Here is a 14128-nt window from a genome sequence, read left to right as displayed (position 1 = left end):
ACTACGAGGATCGACTCACCAATTCTCGCTTGTGCTACGAGATCACCGGGCGCCATCGTGGTGCGCATGACCACCGCCACGCCCACCCGAGCCCCCGGTCGCGCCCCTGACCGCTCCCGCGCCGCCGTCGACTGGCGGCTGCGCTTCGCCTTCCTCTCCCTCGTCTGGGGTTTCAGCTTCCTCCTGATCAAGGTGGGCACACAGGCGTACGCGCCCTTCCAGGTCACCCTGGGACGGCTGCTGTTCGGCACGCTGGTCCTCGCGGCGGCGATGGCGGTGAGGCGGGAGCGGCTGCCGCGCGGCGCCCGCACCTGGGGTCACCTGACCGTGGCCGCCTTCTTCCTCAACGCCCTGCCGTTCTCCCTGTTCGCCTACGCGGAGCTGACCGTCCCGTCCACTCTGGCGGGCATCTGCAACGCGACCTCACCCCTGTGGGGCATGGCCCTCTCCCTGGTCGCGCTCTCCGAGGACCGCCCCACCCGGGTGCGGGTCGCCGGTCTCGGCCTCGGCTTCCTCGGAGTCCTCACCGTGCTCGGCGCCTGGCAGGGCTTTCAGGGCGTGGACGCCACCGGCACCGCGCTAGCGCTGCTGGCCTCCCTCTGCTATCCCGTCGGCTGGATCTACGTCCGCCGCACCCTGGCCGGCACCACCGCGTCGCACCTCTCCCTCACCGGCGCCCAACTGCTGCTGGCCACCACCCAACTGGCCTTCGTCACCCCGGTGTTCACGAGCGTGCCGAGCAGTTTCCCGGTGCTGCCCCTGCTGGCGGTCGTCGCGCTGGGCACCCTGGGCACGGGGGTCGCGATGCTCGTCCAGTACGGGCTCGTCTCCGAGGTCGGCCCGACGACGGCCCAGATGGTCACCTACTTCATCCCGGTCATCGCCACGGCCGCCGGCGTCGCACTCCTCGGCGAGTCCCTGACCTGGTCGACCCCGGTCGGCGCGGCGATCGTCCTGGCGGGTGCGGCACTGACACAGGCCAGACCGCGCACCTGATCCAGCAGGAGCCGAGCGTCCCGGCGGACGCGCCGGGCCCACATCCCCGGCCCGTGCCGTCACACGTACGCGGCCGGCGTCCCGACTGCTGTGACGGCACACGTACCGTCACGCGCATCCCGCTCGCGCCCCGGCCGCCGCGACGTGACCTCACACGCATCCCACTCACGTCCCGGTCGCCGTGACCTGACCTCACACGTATCCCGCTCCCGCGCCCGGCCCGATCGCCGAGGCCACCGCGTCCGCCACCCTCCCGATCTCCTCCTCGGTGAGGGTGGAGACGGTGATCCGGATCCCCTGCGGGGCGCTCATCCGGAAGCGCGCCCCGGGCGCGACGGCCCAGCCGGCGTGCAGCAGCCGCGCGACCGCGCCGGTCTCGTCCGGCACCCGGATCCACACGTTCATCCCGCTGACCCCGTGCGCCTCGACCCCGCGCCGCGCGAGGGCACCGATCAGCGCGTCCCGCCGCCGCCCGTACGCCGCCGCCACGGCCTCCGCGTCCACCGCACCGCCGGACCACAGCCGGACGACGGCCCGCTGCACCAGCAGGCTCACCCAGCCGGGCCCCAGCCGCTGCCGGCCCCGCACCCGGTCGACGGTGGCCGCGTCACCGGTGAGCACGGCGAGCCGCAGGTCGGGGCCGTACGCCTTGGCGACCGACCGCACGAAGGCCCAGCTGCGGGTGACCCCGGCGAGCGGATGCAGGGACTGGTCGACGATCCGGTAGCCGTGGTCGTCCTCGATGAGCAGGGTCCCCGGATGCTGGGCCAGCACGGACCGCAGGGCACGCGCGCGAGCGGCGCTCACGGCCGCGCCGGTCGGGTTCTGCGCCCGGTCGGTGACGATCAGGGCACGCGCCCCGCCCTCCAGCGCGCCTCGTACGTCGTCGGGGAGGGGCCCCTCGTCGTCGACGCCGACCGGGACGACCCGCAGCCCGAGCGCCGGCACCAGATCGAGCACGCTTCCCCACCCGGGGTCCTCGACGGCGACGGTGTCCCCCGGCTTGAGGTGGACGGCCAGCACCCGTTCGATGGCGTCGAGCGACCCCGAGGTGACGGCGACCGGCCCGTCCGGCACCCCGTCGGCGTCCAGGTCGGCCCGCGCGATCCGGGCCAGTTCGGGCTCCACGGCCGCCGCCCCGTAGAGGACCGGTTCACGGTCGCCCTGCTCGGCGGCGGCCGCGAACGCCTCCGCCAGGCGCGGCAGCTGCGCGGGGTCGGGATTGCCGTCGGCGAGGTCCCGCGCACCCTCGGGGACCTCCACCCGGATGTACTCCCGCCCCGTCGTCGCCGGCCGGGACCGCACACGGCTGCCCCGGCGCCCCGAGGTCTCGATGACCCCACGCTCACGGAGCGTGCGATAGGCGGCCGCGACGGTGTTCGGATTCACGCCGAGCCGGTCCGCCAACTCCCGCATAGGCGGCAGCAGTTGACCGGGTTCCAGCCCGCCCTCCGCCACCGCCTGCTCGACGCTCGCGGCAATCTCGACTGCGCGTCGACCAGCGATCAGGTATTCTCCTAGCACAAATCTAATTATGCACTAGTGCAATGGAGAGCGCAATGACGGGGACCCAGCGGTCGACGACACCGGAGCCGACGACACCACCGCCCGCCGCCTACACCCCCACCGAGCGCACCGTCCCCACCCGGGCCGCCCAGAAGGCCTCGTACGACAGGGAACTGGTGCACTCGATACTCGACGAGGGGTACGTCTGCCATCTCGGCTTCGTCCGCGACGGCGCCCCGGTGGTGCTGCCGACGCTGTACGGCCGGGTCGGCGAGACGCTCTATGTGCACGGCTCGACGGGCTCGCGCCCGCTGCGGATGACGGGCCAGGCCGACCCGGGCCTCCCGGTGTGTCTGACGGTCACCCATGTGGACGCGCTGATCCTGGCCCGCTCCGCCTTCCACCACTCGATCAACTACCGCTCGGTGGTGGTGCACGGCACCGCGCACCAGGTGACCGACCCCGAGGAGCGCCGGATCGCTCTCGACGCGCTGGCCGACCATGTCGTACCGGGCCGCTCGCGGGACTCCCGGCCCGCCAACGGCAAGGAGTTCGCGGCCACGGCCGTGATCCGCCTCGACCTGAACGAGGTCTCGGCCAAGACCCGCACCGGCGGCGCCAACGACGAGCCCGAGGACTTCACGCTCCCCCACTGGGCCGGCGTCGTCCCCCTCCGCAAGGGCTACGGAACCCCGATCCCGGACCCCGACCTGGCCCCGGGCACCGCACTCCCGGCCTACCTCAAGGCCCTGTAGCCAACGGCGAACCCGCGCCCCTGACCCGCGCCCTCAAGGGGCGCGGTGAACTGGGCGAGCAACCACGACGGACCCGCACCCCGCGGACTTCAGGCCCCGACCGCCTCATCGGCCGCATGTCACCGGGCCCCGGCCACCTCATCGCCCCCGACCCACCGGCATGCCGACCCCGCCCTTCCCCACCGGACGCCACCTTCCTCGGCGCCCTCCTGCCCGGCGCGGACCGCTGCGCGACGTACGCCCCGGCCAGCACGACCAGCCCGCCGACCATCTGCGCCGCGCCCAGGTGCTCACCCAGCAGCACCCACGCGAGCACGGTCGCCACCACCGCCTCCAGACACCCCACCACCCCGGCCACCTGGGGAGACAACCGCCGTACGGCCACCACTCCGGTCACATACGCGAGCACCGTGGCGATCAGCACCACCCACCCGAGCAGCACCCACGCCGGAACGGCCGTCCCGTCCATCAGCGCGGTGCCCCCGAGCACCTCCCACTCCATCCCCCACGGCCGGGCCACCACCGTGAGCACGGCCGCCCCCACCAACAGTCCGTAGGCGATGACACCGAGCGGGTCCGGTGCCTCGGCCCCGGCCTCGCTCCCCTGGTCGGACAGCACGAAGTACCCGGCCTGACAACAGGCGGCGCCGAGCGCGAGCAGCAGCCCCAGCGGATCGAAGCTCAGCCCGGACCATATCTCGACGACGCAGGCGAGGCCGCCGACCGCGAGAACGACCCCGACCGCCGCCGCCCGGGTCACCGGCCGCCGCTGCACGCATCGCACCCACCCGAGGACGAGCGCCGGCCCGAGGTACTCCACGAGCAGGGCGACTCCGACGGGGATACGCGAGATCGACGCGAAGTAGAAGGCCTGCACACCGGCCACGGCGAACAGTCCGAAACCGACGAGCAGCGCGGGCCGCCGCCGCACCAGGTCCCTGTGCCGGACGGCCCACGGCAGCATCACCAGCGCGGCGCCGACGACGCGCAGCCACACCACGTGCAACGGTTCGAGCCCGGCCTCGATGAGTGGTTTGGCCGCCGTGCCCGATCCTCCGAAGGCGACGGCGGACCCGAGCGCGAGCACCAGCCCGACACCCCGACCGCGTTGTCCGTGACTCCTCTGAGACGTATGCACCGGCACATGATGACAGCCGACGACAGGAGCGTCACCCCCGTTGACACCTGTCTCACCGACTGGACCGCAGGCGGGCTGCGGCCGACTCGGGCGCAGCCACCCAGAAGACAGCCGGGGTCAGAGGGCCTCGCCCGTCCGCACGACCCGCCGCGCCACAGCCCCGACGTCGACACCCACGGTGGCCAGCACCTCCACGGCCCGCGATCCGGCGGTCGCGACCAGCGCGGCGAGCAGGTCCACACCGTGGGCCGACCGCTCCCCCCGCCGCACGGCACGGTCGTACGCCTGCCCCATCGCGCGGGCCGCGACCGGCGACCAGCCGGGCGCGCCCGGGACACCCGGGACGACTCCGGCGTCCTCGACCCCGATCTGCCAGCGCAGTCCGTAGCCGATGCTGCGCTGCACCATATAGCCGAGCAGCCGGGCGACCTGCGGTCCGTGGAAGAGGGCGCGGACGTCGGGGTCGGACTCCAGGAGCGTGTGCAGCAGATGGGCGGTGTCGATCTGCCGGTCCCCGTCCCGGAGGGCCCGTCTGCGCGCAGCGGCGATCACCGAGGTCAGCTCGTCCGTGAGCCTGCCCTCGATCTCCACGTGGTCCGAACCATGATCTACGGCCGACTGCCGGGGAATAGGGGGTCGCACGCCCTCCACCCCATCAGTCCCACCACCCCCGGGTCATCCACGGCAGGAAGCATCTTCGTGTCCCACACAGGTTGCGTAGGGAGGACCCGCCTCTCCTCCCTGGGGATGAGATGGCGGCGCTCACGCCCCAGGGGCGCGCGCCTCCTCGCCCCACGCCCCGCGCATGGGACCTGTTCGACGCGGCACTGATCCAAGATCCCCTGGACACCGAACCGTCCGGAAGCCCCCCGCCTTTCCTGACGGTTCATCAGTATTGAATGTTCGGGGACCCGGGACTACGTTCCGCGACACCACCGTCCGAGACGAAGGGGTTGTCGCATGGCCGATGTCAGCGCGGAGGCACGCATCGAGGCGCCCGCCGAGCAGGTCTGGGCCCGGCTCGTCGACTGGTCCGCGTACGGCGAGTGGAACACGACCCACACCGGCTTCCCGCAGGGCGGCCCGCGGACCCTCGAAGTAGGTGGCACCTTCCAGGAGAACCTGAGGCTCATGGGCTTCCCGGCGGAGGTCGAGTGGACCATCGCCGAGCTGGAACCCGCGCGCACCCTGGCCATCCGCGGCAAGGGCCCCATGGCCGTGGACCTCACCACGCGCTACACCCTCACCCCCGACGGCGACGCCACCACGGTCCGCGTCGACGGCCGGTTCACGGGCGCCGCGGTCTCCCTGATGGCGGGCAAGCTCAAGGACTCCGCCACGGCCGCGCTCGACGAGTCCCTGCGCAAGCTGGGCGCACTCGTCGCCCGACCGAAGCCCTCCCTACCACCCACGCGCCCCCACCGCACACGCGCCGCCCGGCACACACGAGAGCGCCCCCGGTCCACTCCGGGGGCGCTCCCGTACCTCACCTCACCCACTCACCGCTGTCAGTCCTCGTCGGCGAGGATCAGGTACAGCTTCTTGCGGGCTTCGTTGATCACCGTCAGCGCCTTGTCGCGCTGTTCCTTGTCGCCGGTCTTCCAGACCTGGCCGAACGCCTCCATCAGGCCGAAGCCGGCCTGCCGGATCTCGCTCAGCGCCTCCCAGTCGACCCCGCGCGAGGCCTCTTCCCAAGGAGCCTCGGGCCCCTCCTCGGCCGCGGTGCGACCGGCCTCGGTGAGCGAGAACAGCTTCTTGCCGCCCTCGGTCGCGCTGGCGATCAGCCCCTCGTCCTCCAAGAGCTGGAGGGTGGGGTACACCGAGCCGGGGCTGGGCTTCCACGCCCCACCGCTGCGCTCGGCGATCTCCTGGATCATCTCGTAGCCGTGCATGGGCCTGTCCTTGAGAAGGGCCAGGATCGAGGCACGTACATCGCCCCGCCGTGCCCTTCCCCTGGGTCCGCCTCGGCCGCGTCCGCCCCACGGGCCACCACCGAAGGGCCCGAACGGCCCGGGACCACCATGGCCCGGCCCGAACGGCCCGAAGGCGGCACGCAGCGCCTCGCCGTCACCTCGTCCGCGGTGGTGCTCCCCACCGCGTCGCCCATGCCCATGCTCGAATCCGAAGTCCTGTCCACGGGAACGCATTGCCATCACTCCATCCATCGTTGACCTGTCGCGAATCTGTCGCGATGCCTCAACGATATATCGGAACCGATCGCATGACAACCCTCGGGCACAGGACGACCGGATAGCCTGCGCGAGACAGCAGCATGGCCAGGGGGGAAGCGTGACCGACACCAGCAACACCCGACCCGCCGACAGCGACGCGCGAGCTCCGCGGCAGGGCCGGCTGCACCGCCTGATGCGCTGTCTCCCGCTGATCGCCCCCGTCCTCCTGTGGACCGTGCCCTGCTGGGTGCTCCTGTACGCCGACCAGCACTGGCCGCTCCCCGTCACGACGGTCGGCACCGCGCTGTTCGTCCTCGGCCTCGTCGGCATGCCGCTCGCGATGGCGCGCGGCCACGGCCGACGCCTGCAAGACAGGGCGGCGATCATCGGCGACACCCTGCTCGGCGCCAGCTGGGTTCTGTTCACCTGGTCCGTTCTGCTCGGCCTCTTCCTGCGGCTCGCCCTGACCGTGACCGACGTCGGCGCGAGCCAGGACCGGGCCCGCATCGTCACCTGGGCCGTCCTCGGCACCACCGCCGTACTCCTCGCCTGGGGATACGTCGAAGCCCGCCGGGTGCCACGTGTGCGCCGCCTCGACGTGCAACTCCCTCGGCTGGGCGCGGGGTTGGACGGCCTGCGCGTCGCCCTCATCACCGACACCCACTACGGCCCGCTCGACCGCGCCCGCTGGTCGGCACGAATGTGCGAGACGGTGAACACCCTGGAAGCCGACCTGGTCTGCCACACCGGCGACATCGCGGACGGCACGGCCGAACGCCGCCGCGCCCAGGCCACCCCACTCGCCACCGTGCGGGCGACCCATGCCCGCGTCTACGTCACCGGCAACCACGAGTACTACAGCGAGGCCCAGGGCTGGGTCGACCTGATGGACGAGCTGGGCTGGGAACCGCTGCGCAACCGCCACGTGCTGCTCGAACGGGGCGGCGACACCCTCGTCGTCGCCGGCGTGGACGACGTCACCGCCGAATCCTCCGGCCTGGCAGGCCACCGCGCCCATCTCACCGGTGCCCTGGACGGCGCCGACCCCGACCTGCCCGTCCTGCTCCTGGCCCACCAGCCCAGGTTCATCGACCGGGCGACAGCAGCCGGCATCGACCTCCAGCTCTCCGGCCACACCCACGGCGGCCAGATATGGCCCTTCCACCACCTGGTCCGCCTCGACCAGCCCGCCCTCGCCGGTCTCAGCCGGCACGGCACCCGCACCCTCCTCTACACCAGTCGCGGCACCGGCTTCTGGGGCCCGCCCTTCCGCGTCTTCGCCCCCAGCGAGATCACCCTGCTCGTACTCCGCTCCCCGCACCCGCCGACCTCGATGTAGCTCGGACGGCCGGCTGGGTCGGCAGGTCCATCCCGGCACACCCGCGAACCGCCGGGCGCCGACGCTCCCCTAAGGTGCGGGAATGATCTCCGACAGCTACCTCTCCCGACTGTTCTCCCTCGACGGCCGGGTAGCCGTGGTGACAGGCGGCAGCTCCGGCATCGGCAAGGCCATCGCCACGGCGCTCGCGCAGGCCGGGGCGAGCGTGGTGATCGTCGCGCGCGGGGAGACGGAACTGGCGGCCACGGTCGACCGGCTGACGGCGGACGGCTGCCGCGCGGCCTGGGTGAGCGGCGACCTCGGCACGCGAGCAGGCGTGCGCGCGGCGGCGGAGCAGGCGACAGAGGCGTTCGGGGAACCCGACATCCTCGTCAACAGCGCCGGCGTCAACCTCCGTCCCCCGCTGAGCGACCTGGGCGAGGACGTGTGGGACACCACCATGGCGGTGAACCTGGACGCGCCCTTCCTGCTGGGCCAGCGCTTCGGGCCCGGCATGGCCGAGCGGGGCTACGGACGCATCATCCACATCACCTCGCAGCAGGCGCACCGGGCGTTCGTCCGCAGCGGCGCGTACGGCGTCTCCAAGGGCGCCCTGGAGTCACTCGCCCGCTCGCAGGCCGAGGAGTGGTCGCCGCACGGCGTCACCTGCAACACCCTGGTCCCCGGCTTCGTCCCGACCCCGCTCAACACCCGACTGTCGTCCGACCCGGAGCAGGTGGCGGCGCTCGCCGCCCGCACCCTGACCGGCCGCAACGGTCTCCCCGACGACTTCGCCGGCGCCGCGGTGTTCCTGTCCGGACACTCAGCCGGCTACATCACCGGGCAAACGATCTTCGTCGACGGCGGCTTCTCCGTCCACTAGGCGGACCCCCGACGGCGGCCAAACGGATCCCCGTCTGCCAAGCGGACCTTGTCTGTCAGGCGGACCTCGCCTGCCAGGCTGGGCCCTGGCTGCCAGGCTGATCCCGTCCACCAGGCGGCTTCTCCGTCCGCCGGCCCACCGTCCGGCGAAGTGGCCCGATGAGAACCACGAAGTGGCCCATGAGAACCGGTCCACCCAGTCCACCGTCCCGGAATTGGCCTTGGCCCGTGGCTCCCCGAACCGCCTAGCGTCGTCCCATGCGCATTCGTATCGTCGACGCCTTCACCGACCGCCCCTTCTCCGGCAACCCGGCCGGAGTCCTGCTCCTCGACGCCTTCCCGGACGACGCCTGGCTCCGGAACGTGGCCAAAGAGGTCAACCACGCCGAGACCGCGTTCGCCCACCCCCTCCCGGCGGGCGGCGACGCCGACTGGGCGCTGCGCTGGTTCACGCCGGTCGCCGAGGTGGCGATGTGCGGCCACGCCACACTGGCCACGGCGCACGTCCTGAACAGCACCCACACCCACGAGGGCCCGGTTCGGTTCGCCACGCGCAGCGGCGTCCTCATCGCCACACCCCAGCCGGACGGTTCCCTCACCCTCGACTTCCCGACCGCGCCCCTCACCCCGGTCCCCGTCCCGGACGGCGTCGCGGAGGCCCTCGGCGCCGAGCCGTTGAGCGCCTTCGACACCGGCCCGCAGGTGGGCGACCTGCTGCTGGAACTGGCCGACGAGAAGACGATCCTCGGTCTGACCCCCGACCTGCGTTCCCTCGGCCGCTACTCCGAGCGCGGCATCATCGCCACCGCCCGCGCCGAGGACGCCGCCGCCGACCACGACTACGTCTCGCGCTGCTTCTTCCCGAACATCGGCATCGACGAGGACCCGGTCACGGGCAGCGCCCACACCGCCCTCGCCCCCTTCTGGTCCGCACGCCTGGGCAGCCCGGATCTCACCGGCCTCCAGGCCTCCCCCCGCTCCGGCCACGTCCGCACGGGACTCCGCGGCGACCGCACCCTGCTCTCCGGCCGCGCGGTCACGGTCATCGACGGCGAACTCCTCGCCTGACGGGCGGCCTGCGCGGGCGTCGGTCCGGCCGCCGTCGCCCACTCCGGCCGCACTCCCCTCAAGGCGTGGGCAGCCAGTCCACCTTCCCGGCCAGCAGCGCGTACCCCACGAACGCCCCGATGTCGAGCAGCGAGTGGGCCACCACCAGCGGGCCCACTCGCCCCCACCGCCGGTACAGATAGACGAACACCACGCCCATCACCATGTTGCCGACGAAGCCGCCGATGCCCTGGTAGAGGTGGTACGAGCCGCGCAGCACCGAGCTGGCGGCCAGCGCGCTCCCCGGCGACCAGCCCAGTTGCTGGAGCCGACGCAACAGATACCCGACCACGATGACCTCTTCGAGGATCGCGTTCTGGACCGCGGAGAGGATCAGCACGGGGTACTTCCACCACACCTCGGGCAGCGCCTCCGGTACCACGGTGAGGTTGAAGCCGAGGCCGCGCGCCGCCAGGTAGAAGGCGATCCCGGTGCTGCCGATCACCGCGGCGATCGCCGCACCCCGGCCGAGATCGGGCCACGGCTTCGTCCGGTCGAAGCCGAGGGTCCGCAGCCCGGCGCCCTCACGCAGCAGGAAGTGCGCGACCAGCGCGACGGGCACCAGGGCGGTCGTGATGCCGAAGAGCTGCCACGCGAGGTCGAGCCACGGCCGACCCGGCGCGGCCGAGGCGTTCATGGTGGCCGCCTGGTCCTTGAGCCCACCGGGTTCGGTCACCGATCCGATGAAGCTGATCAGCGCGGACACCCCGCTCGCGCCGAGCGAGAGCGCGAGCACGAGAAGCGTCTCGTCCCTCAGAATCCGTCGGCCCGGCCGCTCCTCCGGTACCGCGCCCTCCACCGACTCCGCCTGCCCCTGCACCCACGCCTCCCGTTGTCCGGCCCGCCGAGGGTCCATCATCACCCGCGGCGGTCCGCGACATTCCGTCGGCGTCCCCTCTCAGCGGCCCACCCGAACGGAGACGACGCCCGGGAGGCGGCCGGCGGCCCGGCGAAGGCAGGCTCTCAGCCCAACGGCACCGGCTCCGGCAGCCCGACCGGCCAGCTGTGGACCGGTTCCCCGGAGTGCATCAGCTCGCCGTAGCGCCGTGTCGTGGCGGCCAGCGCCTCGTCCCGGCCCAGCCCCTTGGCCAGAGCCCGGTGGAACGTTTCGACCTGCCAGGACGCCCCGTTGACCCGGCGTCGGCAACGCTCCTCGATCACACCGAGGTAGAAGTCGCGATCGACCGGCTCGACCCCCCACGCGTCCAGCCCCGCCTCGGCGAGCGGCAACAGCTCGTCCCGTACGAGGTTCACCGCGTCCACCGGCCCCACCCCGCCGTAGCGCCCGCGCGGCCACTGCAGCCGCGCGTCGATGCCGTGCCGGCACGCCTCGTCGAAGTTGGCGGCGGCCGCCTCGAACGGCAGCCGTGTCCAGACCGGCCGCGACTCCTCGGCGAGGGCGCGTACCACGCCGTAGTAGAAGGCGGCGTTGGCGATCACGTCCGTGATGGTCGGCCCGGCGGGCAGCACCCGGTTCTCCACGCGCAGGTGCGGGACCCCGTCGGCGATGCCGTAGACGGGCCGGTTCCAGCGGTAGATCGTGCCGTTGTGCAGGGTGAGTTCGGCGAGAGAGGGCACGCCGCCCGCGTCGAGGACGGCCATCGGGTCCTCCTCGTCGCAGATGGGCAGCAGAGCCGGGAAGAAGCGCAGGTTCTCCTCGAAGAGGTCGAACGCCGAGGAGATCCACCGCTCCCCGAACCAGGTGCGCGGCCGCACCCCTTGGGCCTGCAACTCGGGCGGCCGGGTGTCGGTGGACTGCTGGAACAGCGGCGGTCGCGACTCGCGCCACAGCTCGTGCCCGAACAGGAACGGCGAGTTGGCGCCGATGGCGACCTGCGCGGCGGCGACCGCCTGGGCGGCGTTCCACACGTCGGCGAACCGGCCCGGGGTGACCTGGAGGTGCAACTGCACCGAGGTGCAGGCCGCTTCGGGCGCGATGGACTTCGAGGTACAGACGAGCCGCTCCACCCCGTCGATGTCGAGGGTGAAGTCCTCGCCCCGGGCGGCGACGATCTGATCGTTGAGCAGGGTGTAGCGGTCGCCCGCGGAGAGGTTCGAGGAGACCAGGTCGTCCCGGCCCAGGGTCGGCAGAATGCCGATCATCACGATTCCCGCGCCGACTTCGATCGCCTTGCGGTCGGCATACGCGAGGGAGGTGCGCAGTTCCTCGGAAAGCTGGTCGAATACCCGGCCGCCGAGCCGATGTGGAGCGATGTTGACTTCCAGGTTGAACATGGCGAGTTCTGTTTGGAAATCTCGGCTCGCAATCCTCTCCAGTACTTGCGCATTCATCATTCTGGGCAGCCCGTCACCGTCGACGAGGTTCAGCTCGATCTCCACACCCATCAGGTTCTTGGGACGATCGAACCGCTTCTCCTCCAGCAGCCGCGCCAGCCCCGCCAGGCACTGCCTCAACTTGTCGCGGTACTGCTGGCGATCGGAGAGGCCGAACGGCCCCGCCACGACCTTCTCTCCCATCTAGGGGTCCCTCCTTGGATGGGCAGGCCGACGATCCGGCCACTGCTGTCTCGGGTCCACGAATGATGATGCCCCGATGGAGCCGCTGATAACGTCCCGGCCGCGACCTGCGCACGCTAGGCTGAACGCGGTCGCCAACGACACTATTCACTCGGCGTGCTTCTGGCACATTCAGCGGGCATGAATGAGCATGCGCTTTCCGCCTGTTGTGTTTCGTGAAAAGCGTCGACGAGAACAGGCCGTCCGCTACGCACCGGTATTACGAGGTCACCGGCGGTCCCCGTTGAAAAAGCGGGTTGATGGGCAGCTCCCGGCGACCTGATACCGCCTTGTTCTTCATATGGGGAACGGCTAGACGAAACCTTGCGTGAACACGTGTCGTATAAACTCTGCAAACGAGGCTGAGAGCGGCACTCGCGGTCCTCGGTCCCGCCGTCGGACCACGCGCGGCGGACCCACCCACGCACCCGGACCCCGGGCACCCGTCTCTCCGATCCCCGTGAGCTGACAGCGCCGTCTGCCCCCGCCCTCGCGCCACCGTGCCTGTCGAATGGAGAGGCGACCCACCATGCCGCTGCATGTCCCCCCGGCTCCCGCGCCCGCCCTGCGCACCGTCCTCATGGCACTCGGTTCTCCCACCGCCGTCCACGAGACGCGAACCCCGTCGCTGAAGAACGCCTCGGGCCCCGCCACCCCCGAACTTCCGCTGCCCGTCCACGTCCTCGACCGGATCACCCCGGCGGGCACGGGCACCGCCCGGCTCACCGGATGGCGGTTCCTGATCCGCTGCGGCGACCGCGCCGTGGCCGCCGCAGAGACCCGGCTGACCCCGGACGGCTGGGTGTTCTCGCACTTCTTCGAGGGCCCGTACATCACCTCCACCGAGCGCGCCCTGCGCCAGGCCGAGGTCCTGCAGATGCCCTACCAGCCACGCCTGCTGTCCGTGCCCGAGCTGTACATGATCACGCTCTGGCTGCACGCCGGCCCCACCGCCGACGGCGCCTCCGGCCATCCGGCCCCGGACGACCTGCTGGTCCCGCTGGCGCCGGCACCGCCCGGTATCGCCGCCCACCGTCCGCACCGGGTCGCCGATCTCCTCCCGGTACTGACCACCCGACTCACGCCCGCACCCCTACTGGGGTCACCCGCCTGAACCAAGGCCGGCTCGCCTCTTCGCACCGCTCGCGCCCCGCTGCCGATTTCCCGGTGGCGGGGCGCTCGCTTTCCCTCTGCCCCATCACCGAGAATGCGCGCTCTTTCGGGCAGCAATACGCTCGTACGAGCTATTCGCTCGCTATCCCACCACCGAACTAGCCCCATCCGACCATGGCGAACCACCCGAAGGGACAGGGGGGCGGGGATGAACCGTCCGCGCAAGGGATGCGTCATCAACCTGTGAAGAAGCCGTGCTGCGAAATGCCTGCGGATTGACGCCCGTGGGGCAACACTGGGACCGGACCGATTTATCACAACGGGGGGCGGCCATGAACGAGGCTTCAAGCCGCGGGTCGGACAAACCAGCCGACTCAGACCACACGACAAGCCGAAAGATCCCAACAACCATGTGCCAGCACCAGCCACTGTGCCCGACCGCCGAGTCCGCCGACCGGGAGGGCGCCCGACTCGTGGCGCACCACCCGGAGCAGGGATGGAGCCTGCTCTGCAACGGCGTTCTGCTCTTCGAGGACACCGGTGAGCTCCTGCCGGACGGCCAGATCATCGCACCGCACCGCCCGATGGGCACCGTGGTGACAGCCGCCTGAGCCGCACAGACGTG

At 71.7% G+C, this 14128-nt stretch carries 13 protein-coding genes and 1 pseudogene; 8 read left to right on the top strand and 6 right to left on the bottom strand.

What is annotated here, in order from left to right; all coding sequences use genetic code 11:
• Nucleotides 1–66 precede the first annotated feature (66 nt).
• Nucleotides 67–996: a DMT family transporter gene (locus tag E4N62_RS45650; protein WP_230224270.1), complete on the top strand. Its 930-nt coding sequence runs from the start codon at nucleotides 67–69 to the stop codon at nucleotides 994–996.
• A gap of 192 nt (nucleotides 997–1188) precedes the next feature.
• Here the strand turns inward: E4N62_RS45650 and E4N62_RS45645 are convergent, their stop codons facing one another.
• Nucleotides 1189–2520, bottom strand: a complete 1332-nt coding sequence (locus tag E4N62_RS45645) for an aminotransferase class I/II-fold pyridoxal phosphate-dependent enzyme (protein ID WP_230224269.1) — start codon at nucleotides 2518–2520, stop codon at nucleotides 1189–1191.
• Between the two features lie 35 nt (nucleotides 2521–2555).
• Here E4N62_RS45645 and E4N62_RS45640 point away from each other — a divergent pair, with 35 nt between their 5' ends.
• Nucleotides 2556–3257 (top strand): pyridoxamine 5'-phosphate oxidase family protein, encoded by a 702-nt coding sequence (locus E4N62_RS45640; protein ID WP_230224268.1) that lies wholly within the window; start codon nucleotides 2556–2558, stop codon nucleotides 3255–3257.
• Here the strand turns inward: E4N62_RS45640 and E4N62_RS45635 are convergent.
• Together E4N62_RS45635 and E4N62_RS45630 are read right to left on the bottom strand one after the other, a co-directional pair.
• Complete coding sequence (locus E4N62_RS45635) at nucleotides 3244–4401, bottom strand: DMT family transporter (protein WP_230224267.1); 1158 nt, start codon at nucleotides 4399–4401, stop codon at nucleotides 3244–3246. The genes E4N62_RS45640 and E4N62_RS45635 overlap by 14 nt on opposite strands.
• A 111-nt stretch (nucleotides 4402–4512) precedes the next feature.
• Nucleotides 4513–5046 carry a Clp protease N-terminal domain-containing protein gene (locus E4N62_RS45630; protein ID WP_374117262.1) on the bottom strand — a complete coding sequence of 178 codons (534 nt, stop codon included), beginning with the start codon at nucleotides 5044–5046 and terminating at the stop codon, nucleotides 4513–4515.
• Between the two features lie 309 nt (nucleotides 5047–5355).
• Here E4N62_RS45630 and E4N62_RS45625 point away from each other — a divergent pair.
• Nucleotides 5356–5781 (top strand): annotated as a pseudogene (locus tag E4N62_RS45625) (SRPBCC family protein); the annotation flags it as partial.
• 122 nt (nucleotides 5782–5903) lie between these two features.
• Here the strand turns inward: E4N62_RS45625 and E4N62_RS45620 are convergent.
• The gene (locus tag E4N62_RS45620; RefSeq protein WP_374117261.1) at nucleotides 5904–6542 is read right to left on the bottom strand and encodes a PadR family transcriptional regulator; all 639 of its coding nucleotides are present in this window, start codon (nucleotides 6540–6542) and stop codon (nucleotides 5904–5906) included.
• Nucleotides 6543–6684: 142 nt separating this feature from the next.
• On the opposite strand from E4N62_RS45620, the gene E4N62_RS45615 reads away from it, so the two are divergent.
• The 3 genes from E4N62_RS45615 (at nucleotide 6685) to E4N62_RS45605 (ending at nucleotide 9834) form a co-directional block, all read left to right on the top strand.
• Complete coding sequence (locus E4N62_RS45615; protein WP_230224265.1) at nucleotides 6685–7905, top strand: metallophosphoesterase; 1221 nt, start codon at nucleotides 6685–6687, stop codon at nucleotides 7903–7905.
• 82 nt (nucleotides 7906–7987) lie between these two features.
• The gene (locus tag E4N62_RS45610) at nucleotides 7988–8767 is read left to right on the top strand and encodes an SDR family NAD(P)-dependent oxidoreductase (protein WP_230224264.1); all 780 of its coding nucleotides are present in this window, start codon (nucleotides 7988–7990) and stop codon (nucleotides 8765–8767) included.
• A 257-nt stretch (nucleotides 8768–9024) separates the two neighbouring features.
• A complete protein-coding gene (locus tag E4N62_RS45605) occupies nucleotides 9025–9834 on the top strand; it encodes a PhzF family phenazine biosynthesis protein (RefSeq protein ID WP_230224263.1) in 810 nt (269 codons plus the stop codon).
• A gap of 58 nt (nucleotides 9835–9892) precedes the next feature.
• On the opposite strand, the gene E4N62_RS45600 is transcribed toward E4N62_RS45605, so the two are convergent.
• Both E4N62_RS45600 and E4N62_RS45595 read right to left on the bottom strand, forming a co-directional pair.
• Nucleotides 9893–10693 (bottom strand): CPBP family intramembrane glutamic endopeptidase, encoded by an 801-nt coding sequence (locus tag E4N62_RS45600; protein WP_230224261.1) that lies wholly within the window; start codon nucleotides 10691–10693, stop codon nucleotides 9893–9895.
• 143 nt (nucleotides 10694–10836) lie between these two features.
• On the bottom strand, nucleotides 10837–12351 hold the full coding sequence (locus E4N62_RS45595) for a glutamate--cysteine ligase (protein WP_230224260.1): 1515 nt from the start codon (nucleotides 12349–12351) through the stop codon (nucleotides 10837–10839).
• A gap of 568 nt (nucleotides 12352–12919) precedes the next feature.
• On the opposite strand from E4N62_RS45595, the gene E4N62_RS45590 reads away from it, so the two are divergent.
• Nucleotides 12920–13504 carry a hypothetical protein gene (locus E4N62_RS45590; protein ID WP_230224259.1) on the top strand — a complete coding sequence of 195 codons (585 nt, stop codon included), beginning with the start codon at nucleotides 12920–12922 and terminating at the stop codon, nucleotides 13502–13504.
• A 409-nt stretch (nucleotides 13505–13913) separates the two neighbouring features.
• A complete protein-coding gene (locus E4N62_RS45585) occupies nucleotides 13914–14114 on the top strand; it encodes a DUF5999 family protein (protein ID WP_013005137.1) in 201 nt (66 codons plus the stop codon).
• The last annotated feature ends 14 nt before the right edge of the window (nucleotides 14115–14128 follow it).

The sequence above is a fragment of the Streptomyces sp. MNU76 genome (assembly GCF_020982545.1).
Lineage (GTDB): Bacteria > Actinomycetota > Actinomycetes > Streptomycetales > Streptomycetaceae > Streptomyces.
This window is presented reverse-complemented; position numbering and strand designations above follow the sequence as displayed.

Excerpts from the sequence above, each read along its gene's own strand:
- E4N62_RS45650 (WP_230224270.1), top strand. The coding sequence starts at position 67 with ATGACCACCGCCACGCCCACCCGAGCCCCCGGTCGCGCCCCTGACCGC.
- E4N62_RS45640 (WP_230224268.1), top strand. The coding sequence starts at position 2,556 with ATGACGGGGACCCAGCGGTCGACGACACCGGAGCCGACGACACCACCG.
- E4N62_RS45620 (WP_374117261.1), bottom strand. The coding sequence starts at position 6,542 with ATGCGTTCCCGTGGACAGGACTTCGGATTCGAGCATGGGCATGGGCGA.
- E4N62_RS45610 (WP_230224264.1), top strand. The coding sequence starts at position 7,988 with ATGATCTCCGACAGCTACCTCTCCCGACTGTTCTCCCTCGACGGCCGG.
- E4N62_RS45605 (WP_230224263.1), top strand. The coding sequence starts at position 9,025 with ATGCGCATTCGTATCGTCGACGCCTTCACCGACCGCCCCTTCTCCGGC.
- E4N62_RS45595 (WP_230224260.1), bottom strand. The coding sequence starts at position 12,351 with ATGGGAGAGAAGGTCGTGGCGGGGCCGTTCGGCCTCTCCGATCGCCAG.
- E4N62_RS45590 (WP_230224259.1), top strand. The coding sequence starts at position 12,920 with ATGCCGCTGCATGTCCCCCCGGCTCCCGCGCCCGCCCTGCGCACCGTC.
- E4N62_RS45585 (WP_013005137.1), top strand. The coding sequence starts at position 13,914 with ATGTGCCAGCACCAGCCACTGTGCCCGACCGCCGAGTCCGCCGACCGG.